We start from the raw sequence: 20,448 nt of genomic DNA on the forward strand, positions 1-20,448 counted from the left end.
AGTTAAACCTATTTGTGCCGCTTGGGCCGCGGCGGCCGCGGGCCTCTCTGCTGCTGTTGATTAGGCTCGATCTGCCCGGCTGCCGCTTCGACCGCCCGGGCCAGCTCCGGATCCGTAATCTCAAGGGTCAGGTCGTAATAAGCAAACGGCTCCTCAGCATAACGTTCCAGCCGCAAAGTATACACCCCGGTCTCCCGGACCAGCTTGCCCATATCAATACCCAGCGTCCGGTCCGGATATTCCCGCAGCACCCGGTGGGCGTTCTCCAGCATCAAGGTCCCGCCGCGCACATTGCCGTTCCGGAAGTGATACAGCCCTACGGCAACCTGAAGGAGAGCTTTGTATAGCGGGTCGCGGTCCTTAGCCAGCCATAATTCCTCCAGCACCTCATGGCATTCGAAATAATCGCGGTCGCGGTTGAAGTAAACCAGGTAAGCCAGATAGAGCGGTTCATAGCCCATCCGGGATATTGTCCTTCTTGGCCTTAGAGATCATTCCCCGTACATGCTCCAGCAGCTCCTTCATCGCTTCCATATCGTGGGCCTGCCAGATCTCGTTGAATTTCTGCTGGCTTTCGATCGCCTCATTGACCAGGTGGTAGAAATACAGCTGATGAATCGCATGCAGCACCTGCGTGGTCGTATTCGAATTTTCTTCGAACGTCTTCTGCGCATCGAGAATTTCGTCGCGGATGCTCGACATTTCACTGTCCAGGATCGCAGCGGCTTCCGCTGCAGTCTTCAGCCGCTGGCGCATTTCATCAGGCAGGCTCTCCCGGTATTTATAATTGAGCGAGTGCTCGATCGTCGCCCAGAAATTCATCGCCAGCGTGCGGATCTGAATTTCAGCCAGCACAATCTTTTGCCCGAGCGCTGTCTGCACCGGATATTTAATAATCATATGGAAGCTGCGGTAGCCGCTTTCCTTATAATTGGTGATATAGTCCTTCTCATACAATACCTCAAGGTCCTTGCGGGCCCGGATATATTCAGCCACCCGGCGGATATCCTCGACGAATTGGCACATAATGCGGATGCCGGCGATATCCTCGATCCCGGTCTCCAGGTCCTCCATCTTCACGTTCAGGCGTTTGGCTTTTTCCAGAATGCTGGACAGCCGCTTCACGCGGCCGGTCACGAACTCGATCGGCGTATATTCTTCTCTTTTCTTGAGCTCCGCGCGCATCGTTTTAAATTTAACCTTCAATTCTTCCACTGTCTGTTCATAAGGAAGCAAAAAAGTTCCCCAGTCTCTGCCGTCCATCGCCATTGTCCTCCTGTCCATTCATCCTTCAGTAATGATCTGCGCCCACCGCTTCCAGGATATTCCGGTAACCGTCACGGCGCAGCAGCTGCCGCAGTCCGGCATGCAGCCGGCGGTTAATCTCCGGCCCTTCATAGATGAGAGCTGTATAAATCTCAACCAGGCTTGCGCCTGCCCGTATCTTGTCGTAAGCGTCCTGGCTCGTAAAAATCCCGCCAGAGCCGATAATCGGCAGCTTGCCCCCGGTCTGGCTGTAAATGCGGCGAATGACCTCCGTGGACCGGTCGCGCAGCGGTTTGCCGCTGAGGCCGCCGGTTTCGCCCGCTTTCTCGCTCTTCAGCCCCTCCCGGGAGAGCGTCGTGTTGGTGGCGATTACGCCGTCCACACCCGCTTCCGTCAGTGTATGTACCATATATTCAAGCTCGGCGTCGCTCACGTCGGGAGCAATCTTCACGAGCAGACTTTTGGCAGAGCCGCTGTTCCTTCGCTGGAAATCCATTTCCTCCTTAACCTCTGCCAAGAGCCGGGTTAAGTCGCTGCCGTGCTGCAGACTCCGCAGGTCAGGCGTATTCGGCGAGCTGATATTCACCACAAAAAAATCGCCGTACGGATACAGCGTCCGGATACACTGCCGGTAATCCTCATGGGCCTGCTCGTTGGGGGTCACTTTGTTCTTGCCGATATTCACCGCAACCGGAATCCGGCGCCTCTTCAGAGCCGCAAGCCGGCCCGCCATCGCCTCGGCCCCTTCATTGTTGAAGCCCATCCGGTTGATCAGCGCTTCATCCGGCACCAGCCGGAACAGCCGAGGGCTGTCGTTGCCCGGCTGACCCTTGGGGGTCACCGTGCCCACTTCCATAAAGCCGAAGCCGATCGAAGAGAAGCCACCGACCGCTTCCGCGTTCTTGTCGAGGCCGGCAGCCAGTCCCACCGGGCTGGGAAAATGAACACCAAACAGATCGACCGCCAGATCGGGCGTTTCGGGCACGCCGTACATCAGGCGCATGCCCGCGCTGCCGCCGGGGACGAAGGCCGCCTTGCTCAGTCCGCCGATTACGAAGTGATGCGCCTGCTCCGGGTCCATTTTAAAAAAAATCGGTTTACCAAGATGTCGATACAGCACCGTTCTCGCTCCTTCAAGGGATAACCCGTGTTGACCACCAATTCCCCGTATCTGTATAGTTTCTTCTTAATTTTATCCGTTTCCGGGGCAAAAGAAAAGTTTTTTACCGGGTCCGGTCCAGGTCCCCGAGGGCGCGGTATAGTAATTTTACGGCAAACCCATTACAATGTAAGGGTAATCAACGATTAAAGAAAGAAGGATGACAATTATGTCCCAAAAACGCAAACCGCCTACCATCCAGCAGAAAAAAGAAGAGGTCAACCGCAAAGCCATCCTGTGGATCGCCGGAAGCCTGGTTTTGCTCATCGCCCTTTTTGTGGTCCTTTTTATTGTTACAACCTAATTCAGCCAGTGATAGACCTTGCGGGGGTTGGTCTGACCGGGTGCCGTCTGCGACGGGAACCGTTTATCCGGCAGCAGCAGCTCATCGGGCAAGCCCCCTTTCGCAATAACCACCTTCGTGCCTTTCGGGGCCATGTCAAACAGTTCTTCCACGTCCACGCGCTTCATCCGGATACAGCCCAGCGATTCATCCTTACCGATGCTGTCTTCCTCATTCGTGCCGTGAATGGCATATTCCGTATCCGAGAGCTGCATGCCGCGGCTGCCGAATTCTCCATTGTCATGGCCGTTCGGATTGACGACCTTGTCGGTCAGCACGAACGTCCCCTCAGGCGTACGTTCCCCTCCCAAGCCCACTTCATAATTGCGCAGAATAACCGAACCGCTGGTCAGTGCCAGGCGGTGATTTTGCTTGTCGATCACGATCGTAAGCGGAGCATTGAAAAAAGGGACTTGCGCCGCCGTTCCCCCGCCCTGCCCCTGGCCTTGCGCCGGTAACACCGCGAAAGCCTGTGCCGCAGGCACTGAAGAAGGACCGGCGGCGGGTTCCATGCCTGTAGACTCCGCCGCTGCCCGCAGCCGAGCGAACGCCTCCTTCATGCCCGGCGTCGTACCGCCGAGGATGTTGCCGGGGAAGGGCGCCGTCAGCTGCTTCAGGGAATCCGGCAGGGTTCCCTTGCTGCCCTTATAGGCCCGCATGGCGCTCCACAGCACCGCGAGCTGCTCTTCCCGCTCCTGCCAGGCCGCCGCCTGCCGCTGCAGTGCCTCCGCCTCCGGCACCTCGCATTGGCATGCCGCTTTGTCATAGGACTGGACCACGGTCCGCCCGTTGCCGTTGTTCACTACAGCAGCGACAAGCGGCAGATGCTCTTGCCAGAGCAGCCATTTGCCGGCACGCTGCATGCCCAGCATCACCGTTGCCGAGGGTGCACCCTGCTTGATGAGCGCCGTCAGCACCTGACCCGATGCCGCGCTGTCTGCAGCAAGCGCCGTGAACTGCGGTCCCGGCGCCGGGCTGGCCGGCTGTGTTGTCCCGGCAGCGGGCAGCGGCGTGTCAGCCGGCTCTGCCGGAGGATCGTCTGCCATGAAGGACAGCAGACTTTCCGGCAGGGAAGGCACAGCAGGCAGTCCCGGCGCGTCCGCCAGCGGCAGGAACATGAGCAGCAACAGCATGGCCGCCACCCGCAGGCGGCGCTTGCGCAGCTTGCCGGCATGCCGCTGCCGGGCGGTATCGAGCAGCCCCGCCTCATATTCGCGGAGCATTTCCGCCGGCACCTTGCTCCGCTCGAAGGCTTCGTACACTTCTCCCGCCTGGTTGTAGCAGTAGTTCGCTTTGCCCTGCTGGCCGTTCTTATCATATTCTTTGCCCAGCAAGTACCATGCCATTTTGTTATCCGGATGCATTTGCACATAAGCCTTGAGATGCTGCGTATTGTTCATGAGTCTCCTCCGGGGCCATTGATTCTTTTTATTCACTATATGGATATATCGGATGCCCGCCCGCATAAAGTGTATATACCCCCGTCGTTAAGCAGAGCGCTCCCCGCCGGGATTTTCGTTTGCGAGCATGCAAAACAACCCCACAAAGTGGGGTTTTACACGGAGGCTGGCTCAGGTACATTGCGGGGACCCCGGTATATACTTTCTGTAAGTTCAAAAAAAGACATCTCCCGCACCGAACATACTTCCGGCACAGGAAATGTCTTTTATACGTATAGGAAAATATCCCTATCATTTGCGCAGAGCTGAAGCTTCCAATAATTATCCTTCTTTATTGAAAGGCGTGTCCGCAATTTTGATCGAATCCGTCGGGCATCCGTCGCAGGCGTCCTGCAGATCGTCGAACAGATCGTCCGGAATTACAGTTACACCGCGGTTGCCGTCGTTCTCGTAAATCACTTCCGCCAAGCCTTCATCGTCGTAATCATAAATATCAGGGGCCGTAGCGCCACATGCACCGCAAGCAATGCAGGTATCTTTCTCGACCCAGGTGTACTTAGCCATTTTATCTCTGCCTCCCGTTAAACAATACGGCCTGCTTAAACAGACTGTTGATTGTATCATATTAATATAAATAGATTGCAATTTCAACACGTTAACCAATTCGCCGCATGTTCGGCCGCCGCTTCTCCTTCCATTATAAACACATATGCATCATTCCTCTTCCGGTTCCGGCATATGCAGATTATCCTTCTGGAGTGAAGTGCCGCGCTCTTTATGATTGCGCAGACGCGCCGAATGGGTGTCGGACAGCATCCCGGCGGTAACCACTGCGTTCTCGCCGAATTTGTTGCGCAGCAGGTCCATGGCTTTGGTCAGCGATTCCTTCTTGGGCTGGCGTTCATAGTCGAACAGATCCAGCTGGATCGCCGATTCGTCCTTTGGTGTCAAGCCGTGCAGCGTAACGCCGAGCAGCCGCACCGGCTTGTCCTTGTTCCAGTGCCGGCTGAACTGCTCGCACGCGGTCTTGTAAATATCGTCCGCGCTTTCCGTCGGCGTATCGAGCTGCCGCGAGCGGGTGATCGTCTTCATGTCGGGGGTGCGGATCGTCAGCTGCACGCCCGAAGCGACCAGACCCTGCTTCCGCAGCCTCCGGGCGACCTGGTCGCTGAGATTCAGCAGGATCGGCCGCGCTTCGCCCAAACCCACCACATCGCGGGGCAGTGTGGTCGTATGTCCGATCGACTTGCTCTGCTCCCGCTGCGGATTGACCTCCGAGTGATCGATGCCGTTGCCGGCCCGCTTCAGCCAGTAGCCCATCACGCCGAAGTGATCCACGAGCATCTGCTCATCAGCAGCAGCCAGCTGCCCGATGCTGTAGATGCCCAGCTTCTTCAGCTTCTCCGCAGTCTTACCGCCGATCCCGAACATTTCATTGCACGGCTTGCCCCAAAGCACCACCGGCACATCGCGCAGCCGCAGCACGGAGATGCCGTTCGGCTTCTTCAGGTCAGAGGCCATCTTGGCCAGCAGCTTATTGGGCGCAATTCCTATCGAACAGGGCAGGCCCAGTTCCTCCAGGATGCGCCGCTGAATGGCTTCGGCAATCTCCGGCGGGGTTCCGAACTGGCGCGAGCCCGTGATGTCCAGATAACATTCGTCTATGGATACCGCTTCGAGGAGCGGCGTATAGCTGTAGGCAATCTCCATGAATGCCTTGGAGTATTTACGGTATAAGTGGAAATTCGGCTGGATCAAAATCAGCGAAGGACAGATCCGCAGCGCCTTCTGCACCTGCATGCCCGTGAATATCCCCAGCCGGCGCGCAGCATATGAGCAAGTCACAATGATCCCGCGCCGCTGCTCCACGCTTCCGGCCACTGCGGTAGCCTTGCCTTTATATTGCTCCGGGTCCTCCGCCTCATGCACCGAGCAGTAGAAAGCGTTCATATCCACATGCAGAATAACCCTGCCGCTGGCCGGATAATACTGATCCACGTTGTGCACAAGATCTACCTTCTTATCTGTCAGGGTTTGGTCTCTAAAATCAGCATAACTCTCCCTGCCGGCAAGGTCAACCGGGCCGCAGCAGACCGAAAAGTTCTTTGTTACATTCCCGCGTAAAAATGCTATAATATAAAAATTCAATTTGGTCACCACATGAATAGGAGGACACTCATGAATAAGTCCATCTCCATCTTCGACACGACTCTACGCGACGGGACCCAAGGCGAGGGCATCAGTCTGTCGGCAGACGATAAGCTGAAGATAGCCAAGAAACTTGATGATCTGGGTGTTCACTATATTGAAGGCGGTATCCCGGGCAGCAACAGCAAAGACATCGAATTTTTCAAAAGAGTCCAAGAGTTGCATTTGAACGCCAAAATCACCGCATTCGGCAGCACCCGGCGCAAGAACTCCGTTGCCGAGCACGACGACAATCTCCGGCGCATGATTGACGCCGGAGTGCCTGCGGCCACCCTCGTCGGCAAATCGTGGGATTTCCATGTGCATACTGCATTGCAGACCACACTGGAAGAGAATCTGGCGATGATCGGCGACTCCATTGCTTATCTGAAGCAGCAGGGCCTTGAGGTCATCTTCGACGCCGAGCATTTCTTTGACGGCTTCAAGCATAATCCGGAATACGCCGCCGCCGTTCTGGCCAGAGCCGGTGAGGCCGGTGCAGACTGGCTCGTGATGTGCGATACGAACGGCGGAACGCTGCCGCATGAAGTGCAGAGTATCGTTGCCGCTGTCTCCGCCAAGCTTCCTCTGGCTGCGCTCGGCATCCATACCCACAACGACTGCGAGCTGGCAGTGGCCAATGCGCTCAGCGCTGTCGGCGCCGGTGTCCGGCAGGTGCAGGGAACGGTCAACGGCTACGGCGAGCGCTGCGGCAACGCCAACCTGTGCTCCATCATTCCCACGCTGCAGCTGAAGATGGGCTATCACTGCATCCCGGGCGATTCGCTGCCGCAATTGACCAATACCGCCCGCTTCGTCAGCGAAGTGGCCAATGTCAACATGCCTGTCAATCAGCCCTATGTCGGTACCGCTGCCTTTGCCCATAAAGGCGGCATCCACGTTTCCGCCATTCTGCGCGATTCGCGGACGTATGAGCATATCGCTCCCGAGCTGGTCGGCAACAAGCAGCGCGTGCTGGTCTCCGAACTGGCCGGCCAGAGCAACGTGCTGTCCAAAGCGCAGGATATGGGGCTCAGTCTGGATCCCAGCAGCGAACAGGCGCGCAAGGTCATCGACAAGATCAAAGACCTGGAGCATCAGGGCTACCAGTTCGAAGGCGCAGATGCTTCACTGGAATTGTTGCTGCGCGAGGCTACCGGCGAGCTGAACGAGCTGTTCACCTTCGAATCCTTCAAGATGCTGGTGGAGAAGACGGCAGGCCATCCCGTCATGTCCGAAGCCTTCGTGAAGCTGAACGTCTGCGGAGAGAATCTGTATACCGCCGCCGAAGGCAACGGTCCGGTCAACGCGCTGGACAATGCGCTGCGCAAGGCGCTTGTGCCATATTTCCCGCGGTTGAACGAAATGCACCTCTCCGATTATAAGGTACGTGTGCTGGACGAGAAGGACCAGACGGCGGCCAAGGTAAGAGTATTGATTGAATCCAAGGATCAGCACAATACATGGAGTACGGTTGGTGTCTCCAGCAACGTTATCGAGGCCAGCTGGGAAGCTCTGGTCGACAGTATGCGCTACGCCCTGCTGGGACAGATTTCCCGGGAGGCGGCCCGCCACATCAGCAGCGAACCGCGCGGCCTGGTGAACCATTAACCAGCCGCTAAGTTTCGGTAAACCAAAGCCCCCCCTGCACCGGGATGATCCTGTGTGCCGGGGGGTTTTATGCGGGTCTCTTCTGTCATCTCTTGTTTATGCAGAGACAAGCGAAGCAATTTTACGCTCCAGCTCTTCCGCAGGCAGCAGTCCGAGAATGACTTCGCGGATATTCCCATTCCTGTCGATCAGCACATTCGTCGGGAATGCCTGACCGTTATACTTTGCGAACACTTCGCCCTTCAGATCGTACAGGACCGGAAAAGTCGGCATGTATCTCCGGACAAACCGCTCGGCACCGGATTTGGTATCCTGGCTGGTTACATTCACGCTGTAAACGTCCAGAACAGCTTTGTATTTCACGGCCAGCCGGTTCAGATCCGGCGCCTCCAGCTGGCAAGGCCCGCACCATGACGCCCAGAAGTTTACCAGCAACGCCTTTTCGCGCAGTCCGCCCACCTGGTAGGTGTTCCCCCCTGCATCCTGCAGGACAAATGAAGGAGCGGGCATTACCGGTGCAGCGCGGCCGGTAACATTCTCAGCAGGCTGCGACGCCGCTGGAGATTCATCCTGGACCGGGGGCGCAGCCTGAGCCTGACCCCCATCCGCCAGTACAGCCATCAGGAAAAGCAGTATACTTATCAACCGCTTGCATCTTTTATCAGCACTCATGGGCCATGTTCCTTTATGGGTGGAGCAGTTTTCTCCTATTGTGCCTCCAGTCATCATCTTTCAAACCTGTGAAATCAAAAAAAAGAGGATTCCGTCCAAAGACGAAATCCCATGAAGAGAGAGGGGTAACAAATGACAGCAGACCAGGGACAACCCCAAGCCGTATGGCTGGAATCCTCCGTACAGCAGAAGCTGGGGAAGCATCTGCTGACCTGTTATCCGCAGGAAGCCTGCGGAATTCTGCTGGGTGCTGCCGCAGCGGGCGGCATGCTTATCGACAACTATGTGCCCATGAGCAACGTAGCGCCTGACCCGCTGCACACTTTTACACCGAAGCCTAGCGAATGGGTGCAGGCCCAGTACAATCAGCCCCGGCTGATCGGATTGTTCCATACCCATCCGCAGGCCGCGCCTTGGCCTTCCGCGGCAGATCTCTCGGGATTGTCCGCGCTCAGCCCGGAATTCCGCCTCTATCTGATTGCCTCCCCTGGAGTTCCGCCGGAAGGCGGCCCCGACCTGAACGCCTTTTATATTGAGCGCTGCAGGAAGGCGGGCGGCGGAACAACCCACCGTTTGGTGCAGTTGCCGCTTCATGTTCTGCTTAAATAAGCATACAAGTCACCCAGCGTATCTACCTGTTTCCTGCCGGCAATTTCCTTGAGGTAAGAGACCCACAGCCGGGCTGTCATTCTGGAATCCTCCAGAGCGTGATGCCGCCCTTTGATCGGGATACCGTGGACTGCCAGCAGTTCATCTAACGTATAATTGCTGCGGCTGGGCTCCAGCCAGCGGGCCAGCATCATCGTATCCAGCACCCTGTGTGTCAGCTGCACCTTTGAGGTCTTCCACAACGCTGCATTCAGAAAGCCCTTGTCATGTGAGCTTCCATGGGCGACAAGCACCCGCTGGCCGACAAAGCTCATGAAATTATGCAGGCCGTCAATCAGTGAGGGCGCCTTGGCCGTCATCTCCTGGGAGATTCCCGTAAGCCTTGTTATATCCTCCGGAATGACCGCACTGCAATTGACCAATGTATAGAAGCAATCCTCTTCCTTAATATCGTAACCGACCACACGGATGGCACCGATAGACATAATCTCGTCTCCATGCTGGTGGGAGAACCCCGTCGTCTCCAGGTCAAAAATCACCGTCTCCAGCTCTGAAAGCGGGGTATGCAGCACTTCAGGCCGGCGCTTCTCGCGCATCAACGAACGGATAAAAGCCATTTGCTGCGCCGTCTGCTGTGCCGTCTCTCCGCCCCTGATCGAGGCGAGGGCTGACGGCATTCCTCCCTGCCGCAGATTATTCCAGAACCCCCCGCCTTTATTCGGCTCCTTCATGACTGTCTCCTTTCCGCTGACCGGAGCTGGCGCTGCAGAGCCCTGTGCAAGCGTCTGACAAGCAGCAAGCTTTCCCGCAGCTCCGTGAAGAGCTGCTTGTTCTTCAGTTCCTTCTCCCCCATATAGTCACTGCTGGAGAGCAGGCCTTCCCGCACCTCATACGGGGTATTGACCCGCATACGCAGCGCAGTCAGAACAGCCCGCCGGACAGCATCCAGATGCTCATACACCTCAAGCTCCTGCAGACGCTCCAGCCGTTTCAGGGTTGAACTCTCCTTGATGCCGTGAGCCAAGGATAAATGTCTGACAAAATTCACAAGCGGAATATATACACCGTATTTCACATCGAAGCCCCCGGCATAATCGCCGAAGCGCTCAGTCAGAACCTGTCCCAGCAAATTGAGAGTTGCTTTGTGGCGTACCGTATTGCGCAGCACGGCAACCGCAAGCTTCTCATTGCCCGAATAGCCGGCATGAAAGCTCTCCTGCCATTTGGCGGACAATTCCGCACTGCCAGCCACATGGCGCATATCGGACGCAATAATCAAATAGCGGACGGGCTCCCATTCCAGTTGTCCCATCCAGCCGGCGAGCTGTTCCTGCCACTCGGACAGCGTCTTGTTCCACAGCGGCTCGGAAGACATCACCTTGCCTTCACATTTCTCATAACCGGCACTCTCTAAAATATCTGACAGCATGCCGCCGAATGTCCTGAAATAGCTTCTCTTGCCGCCATCCGGTTCTCCATCCACAATCAGCCCGTTATCCTGGTCGCTCCACAGCGTAGCCTCTTCCCGGCCGGCACTGCCGAACACAATAAAGGAATAGGCGCAGGGAGGCGGGCCGTAGCCCGCCTGCTTCATCTGCGCCTCACTGAGGGATACCGCCTGCCGGGCAACGAGATCATGCATCTTGTTCACCTGCGGCATCCATTTCTCAATCGGGATAACATTCAGCTGTTTCAAGAGCACCGTTTGACAGGCAATGCGCCTTTCTTTCAGCTCTTGCGGCGAACCGGCCGTCAGGATGGACGTGTAAAGCTGTTCTAACTCCCAATCTGCCGACTCCATCGGTGCCACTCGGTCCGCCTCCCTGCCTGTGAGTTATTATTTATTGAGGGATTTGCCTTCCGATTCAGAGATCAGTTTCATTTGTTCAGGATATCCGTAAGTGCCATGTTCGCTGATATCCAGACCCATCAATTCTTCCTCTTCGGTTACACGCAGGCCATTGACCATCTTGATTACGTACAGAATGATGAAGGACAATACTGCTACGAAGATGAATGTGCCAACCACACCGAGCACCTGCACACCCAACTGATGGAAGCCGCCGCCGTAAAGTAAACCTGCTTTACCGACAAGCGCACCTTCTTCAATCAGATCCGGCGTAGCGAACAGACCTGTGGAAATCGCACCCCACACACCGGCGATGCCGTGTACAGAGAAGGCGTAGATCGGATCGTCGAGACCGGCCTTTTCCAACCATTGCGAAGTCATGAAGGTGAATGCGCCGGCTACCAGACCGATAACAATGGCCGCCCAAGGCTCAACAAATGCGCAGGCGCCGGTGATGGCAACCAGTGCAGCGAGGACGCCGTTCAGCATTGCAGGAATATCGGATTTGCCGAAGTACAGCCAGGAAGCAATCAGAGCGGCCAGACCGCCTGCTGCTGCAGCCAGGTTCGTTGTCAGTGCGACGTGGCCGAAGAATCCGCCCATCGGGGACAATGCGCTGCCCGGGTTGAAGCCGAACCAGCCGAACCAGAGGATGATAACGCCGAGTACAGTCAGAACCTGGTTATGACCAGGGATAATTACCGGTTTGCCTTCTTTATTGAATTTGCCGAGACGCGGCTTGAGCAGAATCGTCGCAACCACTGCCGCTGTTGCACCAGTCAGATGGACTACTGTCGAACCAGCATAGTCTTGCATTCCCATTTCAGCCAGCCAGCCGCCGCCCCATACCCAGTGAGCTACAACAGGATAAATAACTATGGAGAACAGAATGCCGAAGATAATGTACACACTCAGCTTGGCGCGTTCCGCCATACCGCCGGATACAATCGCCAGAGACACTGCTGCAAAAGCCATCTGGAACAGGAATTTAACGTTGAGGGTTACGTCGGAGAACGCCAGGGATTCGAAGAACGATGCATCCCCTTCACCACCGAAAAGAAAGCCCTCAGTGCCAATAAATCCGTTGCCATTCCCGAAGCCGAGACCAAAGCCCACTGCCCAGAAGCAAAGGCAGGCAATCGCCAGCGTCAGCACCGTCTTGCCGGCCACGTGTCCGGCGTTCTTCATCCGGACCGAACCGGCTTCAAGTAGTGCAAATCCCGCTTGCATAAAGAATACCAGAATAAATGCCAGGAAGGTAAATGCCGTATTGAGCCCGATCTGCAGATCCGGTGTAGCCGGCCCCTCAGCGGCGAATGCACTGACCGGATAGGCCATTAATGTAATCATGGCCAGAAACATCATCAACATCTTTTTTCTCATCTTTGCCCCACTCCCCTTAATGTTATGTTTCCTTACAAGTCGTGAAACTCTTGATGTCATTATAAGCGGAAGTCAGGGAAGTTGACAAGAGTATTTTTATGCAATGCTAAAAATAATTCCGGAAACCCAAAAAACCGTAACATTTTGATTACCGTATACCGCGATCAATAGTAGAAAAATGTCACTCCCCGCTATACTCACAAACTAATCCCTTAATTCGGAGATCTTTATTTCTAATTTTATATAGTAATATTTGCTCAACAATAAAAACATGCACTCATTATATGAAATCCATAAACTCCGTTTAAAATATAACATTACATGTAATATATTTGACTTGCAGATAATTGCGGTATGTATTCCGTTCTGCTGCATATACTTTTAGTAAGCATGACGTTTGACTGTATACTTTTTAGTTTGATATCATATTGTTAGGGATTAGAATCCTGTAATCGCAGCCGCTTAAGCTACAATGGGCTGCATGTAATAGCGAGGTGAGAATACATGGGGATATGACCTTATACCGCATCGGCGAGCTGGCCAAAGCGGCAGGCATTAGCGAACGGACCATTGACTATTATACGAAGCTCGGTTTGATCGCACCCGAGAAGCGGAGTATGAAGAATTACCGGCTGTACAGTCATGAAACCTTAACGGTTCTGGAACGTATTAATGATTTGAAGCAAGAGAAATATAGCCTTGAAGAGATCAAAGACATGCTCAGCAAGTGGAGCTCGGCCGCTCCTGAAGCCGATGTTTCCGACAAGCTGGTTGAGCTGGAGCTGCATATGCAGCGGCTGGAGCGCGAAGTGAAGGCACTGGAGCCGGTAATCAGCGGGCTGAAGCCCGGGCAAGCCAGACGTGCGCTGGCCGCACTGATTCCTCAAGGCGTTGCCTGCATGGAGGCAATCCGGGTCCTGCTGACGCAAGGACCCACAATGTAACCAGTATTTACACCAAAGTGGAGGAATGCACAAATGATGCCATTAATGTACCTATTGTTGATTCTCGCCTTTATCTTATCTGTATGGGCACAGTTCAGAGTTAAAGGCAACTTTAATAAATGGTCCAAAGTAGCGAATATGAACGGACTTACCGGTTATGAAGCAGCCCGGCGCATGCTGGATGCCAACGGACTGTACGACGTGCCGATCGAACCTGTCCGCGGAGCGCTTACCGACCATTACGATCCTGTCCACCGTGTCGTGCGGCTGTCCGAGCCGGTGTACTACGAAAGCTCCATCGCCGCCGTCTCCGTGGCCTGTCACGAAATCGGCCATGCCATCCAGCACAAGGAACATTATCCGATGCTGACATTGCGCCACAAGATGTTCCCGGTCGTCAACTTCGCTTCCGGCATCGCCCCGTTCATGCTGCTGGCCGGCTTCTTCTTCAGCTCACTGAACCTGATCGGTCTGGGCATCATCTTCTTCTCGGCTGCCGTCGCGTTCCAGCTTGTAACGCTTCCTGTCGAGTTCAACGCCAGCAGCCGGGCCCGCCGGGTTATGGTTGAGATGGGCTTTATCCGCAACGAAGAAGAACGCGGGGTCGCCAAGGTACTGAATGCGGCTGCCCTGACTTACGTCGCCGCCGCCCTGGTCTCCCTGCTCGAACTGCTCCGCCTGATCTTTATGTTCTTCGGCAACCGTGAATAATCAAGTAATAGAAATCAATACCCCGGAGGCTAAGTGCCTACCGGGGTATTATTTTGCCTGTCTCTGAAATATGTAAGCAGGAAATTGCGGAAGGATTGCGCCACCAGCGGCAGCTTGCCATCGCTGCGGTGAATGATCCCGACGGTTCTTGTTACCGTCGGGCCGACCACCCTAACCTGGGCCGGCTGCATCGGATTGGTCTGGTAAAGCGCCGTCTCCGGCAGCAGGCTGACCCCCATACCGGCGGCAACCAGGCCGCGGATCGTGTCCGTCTCTCCGCCTTCAAAAGCAATCTGCGGCTTGAAGCCTGCCGCCAGACAAGCCTGCCAGACAATCGGCCGCAGTGAATAGCCTTGACTGAACAGCACGAACTTCTCCTCCTTGAGCTGCTCCAGCCGGATTTCAGTTTCTTTGGCGAGCGGATGGTTCTGCGGCAGAATTGCAAACAATTCCTCCGTCATCACTACATCTCCGGCCACCTGGCCGTCATTCTCCGGAAAAGGCGAGATGAACGCCAAGTCGACTTCACCTGAAAGCACATCTTTAATCAGAGACGGATACGTACCTTGCTTGAAGCGAAACCGCACATTGGGATACAGCCGGCGAAACTCGGCGACAATCGTAGGTATGAGATGCGTTCCTAAGCTGTGCGGAAATCCGATGCGGATCTCGCCCCGTTCAGGATCGAGAAACTCATGAACCTCAGCCACCGAGCGGTCCAATTCTTTGAGGAGCGCCTCCACACGCTTGCGGAACAGCTGCCCTACAGGCGTAAGCTGCAGATTCCGCCCTTTTTGCATAAATAAATCCACCCCGAGCTCCTGCTCCAGCTGGTGTATCTGCCGGCTTACCGCGGACTGGGCCACATGCAGCTCCTCGGCGGCTTTGGTTACATGCTCCCGCTGGGCCACTTTCAAAAAGTACTGCAGTTGTCTCAGCTCCATCTTCGCCTTCTCCCCTAGAATCGTTTTGGTTTAAGCAGCCGGATAATCAGGCCGTATAGAAAGAAACCCGCTACCAGGCCGCCGAGATGGGCCGCCCAGCCTATATTAGGTACAGCAAAGGACATAATGATACCCATGACCAGCACTCCGTAAAGCGTCTTGCGCGAGCCTTCGTCCATCATCCCTCTCTGGAGTACTGCAATATAGAAATAAGCGCCGTATACGGCGTATATCGCCCCTGACGCGCCAACAGCAATCGTACCTCCGTCGATAACCCCGCGGCTGCTGACAAATACACCCAGCATATTGGCCAGAAAACCGCCGGCCAGGTACAGGAGGGCATACCGCCACCAGCCCAGCAGCCGCTCCAGGGGAGGCGCGAAAATCAGCAGAGAAAAGCAGTTAAAAAATATATGCGAAAATCCGTTATGCAGAAACATTGCCGCCCCGTAACGCCACAGCTCCTCCTTAAACGGGGAAATATTAACGGTCCCACCATACTTCAGCAGCGTGTTTACATTCGTTGAACCGCCGTCCAGCGTCAGTAAGATAAACATAATGACATTAGCCAAAATAAGCAGGCTGGTTACCGGATAATAGCGGATATAGCTCTTCCAGTTCTCATAGCGAATGAAAATCATGTCACCCATCCTTTATGTATTTATGGTCCGGCTCGACATCCTGTCTCTAAACAGATTATAATTTATTCTGGCAGTAAGAATCCAATTTTCCATTCAAGGAGGAAACAAGACATGACGCAAGAAAGAACAGGCGTAGCCGCATTTAAGGGCAGCCCCATTACTTTAATCGGACCCGAGCTGAAAGCCGGCGATCCCGCTCCCGCTTTTACGGTGAGCAAGAATCTGCTGGAAGAAAGCACGCTTAGCGATTATGCCGGCAAAATCAAGCTGATCAGTGTCGTCCCCTCTCTGGATACGGGAGTATGCGATGCCCAGACCCGCCGCTTCAATAGCGAAGCCGCCGGGCTCGGGGATAATGTCGTAATCCTTACCATCAGCATGGATCTGCCGTTCGCCCAGGCCCGCTGGTGCGGCGCTGCAGACATCGACCGCGTCATCACTCTTTCCGACCACAAGAACGCTTCATTCGGAGAAGCCTACGGCGTGCTGATCAAAGAATTCCGCCTGGACATGCGTTCGATCTTCGTGATCGATAAGGACGACAAGCTGGCTTATGTGGAATATCTGGCCGAAATGTCCGAGCATCCCGATTACGACGCCGCCATCGCTGCAGTCAAGGCTTTACTGTAGACAAGCTTGTCGCAAAGAAACCGGATATAAATCGTAAAAAGCGGAAGAAGGATGACCTTCTCCCGCTTTTTTGGCCTTTCCGGAAGCTTCACACTGCAGCGGCTGCTGCGCATTAGGGCATTAAGAGAAACCGCATACATCCTTAAACCGGCAATTTGCCGTATATTATTCCGTCTTGTATTTGCCCAGCTTCTTATCCAGTGCCTGGTACAGCTTCTGAATCACCCGGTAATTGGCGCCAAGATCGCCCAGCGAGCCTCTGGATGCGGAGTACATGTCCACACCGCAGCGCACCGGCGAAGTGTTCAGTATCGAAACGGTAATGTCCAGCGTACGGCCGAACCCCGTTCTCTTCTCCAGGGTAATTTCACCGACAGACTGCACTTCATGCAGCACCTTGAATCCCGGAATCTTCTTCAGCGTCGAGGATATCTCTTCCCATGCTTTGTCTTTCGAAAGTGAATAATAACGCGTCTTTAACAGCGGATCCTTGGCCCGGTCGCTTGTACCGTCATGACTGCGGAAGATCCCGACTAACGTTCTTTTTAGCGACAAACTGCTTCCCCCTCTTCAAATCCCTAGTTCGTTCTTATAGTTTATCATTGTTATCCAAGGAACAAAAGAGCAGCGGTCACTTTCAGGCAGGACTCTGCTCCCTCTTCCCCCGAATAACACAGATATGCAAACTAAAAGGTGCCTCTCCCGCATTTTAGCGGAAACAGGCACCTTGTCAAATACAGTAGAAAACCCGCCTATGCCGTCCGGTCGCATTGTCTTCTGAACCTGCTATAGCAGGTGGGTGACCGCAGAAGACGTTTTTGAATTCCCCGCGTCTTATAGACAGGGCCTTTCAGCTGCGCTTCGTGTTGATCTCCCTAGACAATATCATTGGTTCAAAACAACGAGCAACCATAACGTACATCGCAGGATTTATATCTATTATATTGCGTTTTGACGAAAAAGTAAACCTGTATGCGCTTTAATCTTATCGCCAGAAATTTCCCTGCCGGGCGAAATTTTACTTGTATTGTTCAAACCGCTTAATCAATTGTTCTTCTGTGCGAAGCATTGTCGGCATTCTCCGGCAATACAGCTTCTTCTGGCTCGCGGGTTTCCGCGGAATCACTTGTAACTTCCGGCTCGCTTGTAACTGCGGATTGGCTTATACTTTCGGATTCACGTTTAGCCGCCGTTGCAGCCTTATCTTCCGGATTACTTACTGCTGCGGATTTACGGGCTTCTTCGTAGCTACGTTCTTGCTTGGATTTTTGTCTCTCCTCGTAACTGCTCTCTGCCTCATAATCGTAATCATCCTCTGCATCTTCTTCCTCTTCGGCCGCTTCCAGTGCCTCTTCCTCCTGCAGCTTCTTTTTCTCCGCCTGCAATTGAAGCTTATTGTACGTTGCGTAGAAGTTAAAGAAGGCCAGCATGGAGACCAGTGTAGGTATGCAAACCGCATACAGCACAGTGTATTTAAGACCAATGTAGCCCAGCAACGCGGCACCCAGCAGTGTGGAGAACACACGGAACGGACGCGCGATGGTCAGCAGAATCGAGTTGGTCATCACTTGCTTAAAGGTCATCTGATAATGCACCACGATGGAGAAAAAATTAAACATTGAGACAAGCAAAATAATCATCAGCACCAGCATCAGGATGCCGACAACCCTAAAGTTGGGCATTCGTGTCATGTACACGGTAATATCAACGTACATTACCACGAACAGCAGTGTGTAAATGGCCCCCCCAAACATGCTCTTGAGATAGTTCTCTTTGTAACCTTGAAAAAAAGTGCGGAATGTGCCGACGTCGGTATTTCCCATGACCCATTTGCGGACTACCGTAAACAGCGCCGCCGTAGCCGGAAACACCGTAAACGGAGCCAAAAACCCGAGAACCCAGTTTAGCGTGATTTGTTCATTGGCTCCGCCCGTATCCGAGCTCATCATGATCAACTTCAAGAGTCCTACAAACAGAAACGGAACCGAACAAATCGCCCACAAAATATTGCTGAAGGCAATCCGCGAAATCCACTCCGTGAGACGGTATAAACCGCCCATTGCTCCTTTAAACTCCAATGCCCTTCCTCCTGTCTGTCTTGCGCATACTGCGTATCTTAACTATACCTTATTTCACCCGCTCTTTTCCAGCGCCCAATCTGACGATTCCGGGTCAAACGTCTAAGCAAGCTCCGCATTTGGTCCATATATTGAGGTCGTATCCTTGATCCCGAACATTCCTTAAAGGAGGTAGACCCTATGTCCACACCTGCAGCCTACGGCCTTTGGACTTCGACAGGCACAATTCTGGTGCTGTTCATCCTGCTTGTCATTATCACTCGCACTTTCATCTACTAAGATCAGGCAACCATAAAGCTCCAGACATACGCACATGCAAAAAAAGACGGGACACCCTCACCGGTGTCCCGTCTGTCATAATAATGATTTAGTTGTCGAAATCTTCGCGTCTGCTTGGACGAGGTGCCGGCTTGCGCTCGCCGCTGCGTCCGCTGTCACCGTCACGGTTGCCCTTATAGCCGCCGCCGTAAGTACCGCCGTAGCCACTGCTGTAACCGCCGCGGGTGCTGTTGTTGTCGCGGTTACCTTTGTAGCCGCCACCGTCGCGGTTGCCTTTGTAGCCGCCGCCATAGCTGCTGCTACCACTGCCGCCGCTACCGCCACTGCCGCTGTTGCCGCGGTATCCGCCGCTTGGCTTGCGCCCGCTGCGGAGATCGTATTTGCCGCCGCGGCGTTTCACGCGGATCGGTTCTTCCGGTGTCAGCTCTACCTGAGCATCCTTGCTCTCACCTGTCAACAGCTTCATAGCTGCGGAAAGCAGAGATACGGAATCGTATTGCTCCAGCAATTGAATCGCGATGCCTTTGTATTCGTTCAGCTCGCCGCCGCCTTCAACCATTGCCAGCAGGCGTTCTGCTGTAATCCGCTGCTTGCCTTCGATGGCTTCGGCCATAGTAGGCAACGGTTTGCGGGCGATCTTATGACGGGTTACACGCTCAATCAGATGCAGATGATCCATTTCGCGCGGAGTCACAAAGGACCAGGCCGAACCCTGCTTACCGGCACGGCCGGTACGGCCGATACGGTGCACATAGCTCTCAGGGTCCTGAGGCAGGTCAAAGTTAATAACATGCGTTACGCCGGATACGTCCAGGCCGCGTGCAGCCACATCGGTCGCTACCAGGACGTCAATGCTGCCGTCGCGGAATTTGCGCATAACAGCATCGCGCTGGTTCTGGGACAAGTCACCATGCAGGCCGTCGGCGGAATAGCCGCGCTTCTGCAGGCCTTCGGAGAGCTCGTCGACGCGGCGCTTCGTGCGGCCGAATACGATGGCCAGCTCAGGCGATTCCATATCAATGAGACGGCTGAGCGCTTCGAATTTCTGGCGTTCAGGAACTTCAATGTAAGCCTGGTCAATCAGCGGAGCGCTGATCTGCTTAGGAATAACGGATACGTGCTGCGGGTTCTTCAGGAACTGCTGAGCAAGACGCTGAATGTTTGGAGGCATGGTTGCCGAGAAGAGCATGGTCTGGCGCTCTTCGGGCACCATCTTGAGAATGGTCTGAATATCTTCCATGAAGCCCATATCCAGCATTTCATCGGCTTCATCCAGAACGACGGTCTGAACGTCGTCCAGGCGGATGGTCTTGCGGTTAATGTGGTCAAGAAGACGTCCGGGAGTCCCGATAATGATTTGCGGTTTCTTCTTCAATCCGCGGATCTGGCGGCCGATATCCTGTCCGCCGTAAATGGCCAGGGAACGCAGGCCCTTGAAGCGGGTCAGCTTGCCGATCTCTTCCGCAACCTGGATGGCCAGTTCGCGGGTAGGAGTCATAACGAGGGCGAGAATTTTTTCTTCCTCACGGCTAATCTTAGAGATGAGCGGAATACCGAAAGCGGCTGTCTTGCCTGTACCGGTCTGGGCTTGGCCGATCATATCTGCGCCGGTCAGCGCGATTGGAATCGCCTGCTCCTGAATCGGAGTCGCCTCCTCAAATCCCAGTTCTGTGATTGCTTGAAGCACTTTTGGCTCTAGGCCGAATTCTGCGAATGTTTTCAAATTATTCATGCTCCTTCTA

General features: G+C 54.4%; 21 protein-coding genes, 1 other RNA gene and 1 pseudogene. 7 read left to right on the plus strand and 16 right to left on the minus strand.

Going from position 1 to position 20,448, the window contains the following annotated elements; all coding sequences use genetic code 11:
* Positions 1 to 8: 8 nt before the first annotated feature.
* From F1381_RS17330 to F1381_RS17340, 3 genes are read right to left on the minus strand one after another with little or no spacing between them, the layout of a single operon-like run.
* Positions 9 to 461, minus strand: a complete 453-nt coding sequence (locus tag F1381_RS17330) for a DUF309 domain-containing protein (RefSeq protein ID WP_151736096.1) — start codon at positions 459 to 461, stop codon at positions 9 to 11.
* Entirely contained in the window at positions 451 to 1,263 is an 813-nt protein-coding gene (yjbM, locus tag F1381_RS17335) for a GTP diphosphokinase (RefSeq protein ID WP_151736097.1), read from the minus strand. The genes F1381_RS17330 and yjbM overlap by 11 nt, the downstream gene beginning before the upstream one ends.
* Before the next feature lie 28 nt (positions 1,264 to 1,291).
* Positions 1,292 to 2,386 (minus strand): quinone-dependent dihydroorotate dehydrogenase, encoded by a 1,095-nt coding sequence (locus F1381_RS17340; RefSeq protein WP_151736098.1) that lies wholly within the window; start codon positions 2,384 to 2,386, stop codon positions 1,292 to 1,294.
* Positions 2,387 to 2,594: 208 nt separating this feature from the next.
* Between F1381_RS17340 and F1381_RS29105 the strand changes: the two genes are divergently transcribed.
* The gene (locus F1381_RS29105; RefSeq protein WP_281349925.1) at positions 2,595 to 2,729 is read left to right on the plus strand and encodes a hypothetical protein; all 135 of its coding nucleotides are present in this window, start codon (positions 2,595 to 2,597) and stop codon (positions 2,727 to 2,729) included.
* Here F1381_RS29105 and F1381_RS17345 read toward each other — a convergent pair.
* The 3 genes from F1381_RS17345 to F1381_RS17355 form a co-directional block, all read right to left on the minus strand.
* The gene (locus F1381_RS17345; protein ID WP_151736099.1) at positions 2,726 to 4,168 is read right to left on the minus strand and encodes a L,D-transpeptidase; all 1,443 of its coding nucleotides are present in this window, start codon (positions 4,166 to 4,168) and stop codon (positions 2,726 to 2,728) included. The genes F1381_RS29105 and F1381_RS17345 overlap by 4 nt on opposite strands.
* Before the next feature lie 321 nt (positions 4,169 to 4,489).
* Positions 4,490 to 4,732, minus strand: a complete 243-nt coding sequence (locus tag F1381_RS17350; protein WP_151736100.1) for a ferredoxin — start codon at positions 4,730 to 4,732, stop codon at positions 4,490 to 4,492.
* 150 nt (positions 4,733 to 4,882) lie between these two features.
* A complete protein-coding gene (locus tag F1381_RS17355; protein WP_151736101.1) occupies positions 4,883 to 6,175 on the minus strand; it encodes a DNA polymerase IV in 1,293 nt (430 codons plus the stop codon).
* A gap of 171 nt (positions 6,176 to 6,346) precedes the next feature.
* Between F1381_RS17355 and cimA the strand changes: the two genes are divergently transcribed.
* Positions 6,347 to 7,966: a citramalate synthase gene (gene cimA / locus F1381_RS17360; protein ID WP_151736102.1), complete on the plus strand. Its 1,620-nt coding sequence runs from the start codon at positions 6,347 to 6,349 to the stop codon at positions 7,964 to 7,966.
* Positions 7,967 to 8,062: 96 nt separating this feature from the next.
* On the opposite strand, the gene F1381_RS17365 is transcribed toward cimA, so the two are convergent.
* Positions 8,063 to 8,611 (minus strand): TlpA family protein disulfide reductase, encoded by a 549-nt coding sequence (locus tag F1381_RS17365; protein ID WP_246188081.1) that lies wholly within the window; start codon positions 8,609 to 8,611, stop codon positions 8,063 to 8,065.
* Between the two features lie 159 nt (positions 8,612 to 8,770).
* Between F1381_RS17365 and F1381_RS17370 the strand changes: the two genes are divergently transcribed.
* Positions 8,771 to 9,247, plus strand: a complete 477-nt coding sequence (locus F1381_RS17370) for a M67 family metallopeptidase (RefSeq protein ID WP_151736104.1) — start codon at positions 8,771 to 8,773, stop codon at positions 9,245 to 9,247.
* On the opposite strand, the gene F1381_RS17375 is transcribed toward F1381_RS17370, so the two are convergent.
* From F1381_RS17375 to F1381_RS17385, 3 genes are read right to left on the minus strand one after another with little or no spacing between them, the layout of a single operon-like run.
* Entirely contained in the window at positions 9,229 to 9,978 is a 750-nt protein-coding gene (locus F1381_RS17375; RefSeq protein WP_151736105.1) for an exonuclease domain-containing protein, read from the minus strand. The two genes, F1381_RS17370 and F1381_RS17375, sit on opposite strands and share 19 nt — an antisense overlap.
* Complete coding sequence (locus F1381_RS17380) at positions 9,975 to 11,048, minus strand: DUF294 nucleotidyltransferase-like domain-containing protein (protein ID WP_246188092.1); 1,074 nt, start codon at positions 11,046 to 11,048, stop codon at positions 9,975 to 9,977. The genes F1381_RS17375 and F1381_RS17380 overlap by 4 nt, the downstream gene beginning before the upstream one ends.
* Before the next feature lie 36 nt (positions 11,049 to 11,084).
* Positions 11,085 to 12,479: an ammonium transporter gene (locus F1381_RS17385; RefSeq protein ID WP_151736107.1), complete on the minus strand. Its 1,395-nt coding sequence runs from the start codon at positions 12,477 to 12,479 to the stop codon at positions 11,085 to 11,087.
* Between the two features lie 512 nt (positions 12,480 to 12,991).
* Between F1381_RS17385 and F1381_RS17390 the strand changes: the two genes are divergently transcribed.
* Both F1381_RS17390 and F1381_RS17395 read left to right on the plus strand, forming a co-directional pair.
* Positions 12,992 to 13,423: a MerR family transcriptional regulator gene (locus tag F1381_RS17390; protein ID WP_151736108.1), complete on the plus strand. Its 432-nt coding sequence runs from the start codon at positions 12,992 to 12,994 to the stop codon at positions 13,421 to 13,423.
* Positions 13,424 to 13,456: 33 nt separating this feature from the next.
* On the plus strand, positions 13,457 to 14,134 hold the full coding sequence (locus F1381_RS17395; RefSeq protein ID WP_425495280.1) for a zinc metallopeptidase: 678 nt from the start codon (positions 13,457 to 13,459) through the stop codon (positions 14,132 to 14,134).
* Between the two features lie 29 nt (positions 14,135 to 14,163).
* Here F1381_RS17395 and gltC read toward each other — a convergent pair whose 3' ends face one another.
* Both gltC and F1381_RS17405 read right to left on the minus strand, forming a co-directional pair.
* On the minus strand, positions 14,164 to 15,078 hold the full coding sequence (gltC, locus tag F1381_RS17400) for a glutamate biosynthesis transcriptional regulator GltC (protein WP_151736109.1): 915 nt from the start codon (positions 15,076 to 15,078) through the stop codon (positions 14,164 to 14,166).
* 14 nt (positions 15,079 to 15,092) lie between these two features.
* Positions 15,093 to 15,719 (minus strand): rhomboid family intramembrane serine protease, encoded by a 627-nt coding sequence (locus F1381_RS17405; protein WP_151736110.1) that lies wholly within the window; start codon positions 15,717 to 15,719, stop codon positions 15,093 to 15,095.
* Between the two features lie 111 nt (positions 15,720 to 15,830).
* On the opposite strand from F1381_RS17405, the gene tpx reads away from it, so the two are divergent.
* Positions 15,831 to 16,349 (plus strand): thiol peroxidase, encoded by a 519-nt coding sequence (tpx, locus tag F1381_RS17410; RefSeq protein WP_151736111.1) that lies wholly within the window; start codon positions 15,831 to 15,833, stop codon positions 16,347 to 16,349.
* Between the two features lie 165 nt (positions 16,350 to 16,514).
* On the opposite strand, the gene F1381_RS17415 is transcribed toward tpx, so the two are convergent.
* From F1381_RS17415 to F1381_RS17425, 3 genes and pseudogenes are all read right to left on the minus strand, one after another.
* Positions 16,515 to 16,904 carry a DUF1499 domain-containing protein gene (locus F1381_RS17415; protein WP_151736112.1) on the minus strand — a complete coding sequence of 130 codons (390 nt, stop codon included), beginning with the start codon at positions 16,902 to 16,904 and terminating at the stop codon, positions 16,515 to 16,517.
* A 186-nt stretch (positions 16,905 to 17,090) separates the two neighbouring features.
* Positions 17,091 to 17,282, minus strand: a non-coding RNA gene (ssrS, locus tag F1381_RS17420) — 6S RNA.
* 386 nt (positions 17,283 to 17,668) lie between these two features.
* Positions 17,669 to 18,427: pseudogene (locus tag F1381_RS17425) on the minus strand (YesL family protein); the annotation flags it as partial.
* A gap of 180 nt (positions 18,428 to 18,607) precedes the next feature.
* Between F1381_RS17425 and F1381_RS17430 the strand changes: the two are divergent.
* The gene (locus tag F1381_RS17430; RefSeq protein ID WP_151736113.1) at positions 18,608 to 18,706 is read left to right on the plus strand and encodes a dihydroorotate dehydrogenase; all 99 of its coding nucleotides are present in this window, start codon (positions 18,608 to 18,610) and stop codon (positions 18,704 to 18,706) included.
* An 88-nt stretch (positions 18,707 to 18,794) separates the two neighbouring features.
* On the opposite strand, the gene cshA is transcribed toward F1381_RS17430, so the two are convergent.
* Complete coding sequence (cshA, locus tag F1381_RS17435) at positions 18,795 to 20,429, minus strand: degradosome RNA helicase CshA (protein ID WP_151736114.1); 1,635 nt, start codon at positions 20,427 to 20,429, stop codon at positions 18,795 to 18,797.
* Positions 20,430 to 20,448 lie beyond the last annotated feature (19 nt).

It is taken from the genome of Paenibacillus tengchongensis (assembly GCF_008973665.1).
Classification (GTDB): domain Bacteria; phylum Bacillota; class Bacilli; order Paenibacillales; family Paenibacillaceae; genus Paenibacillus_AQ; species Paenibacillus_AQ tengchongensis.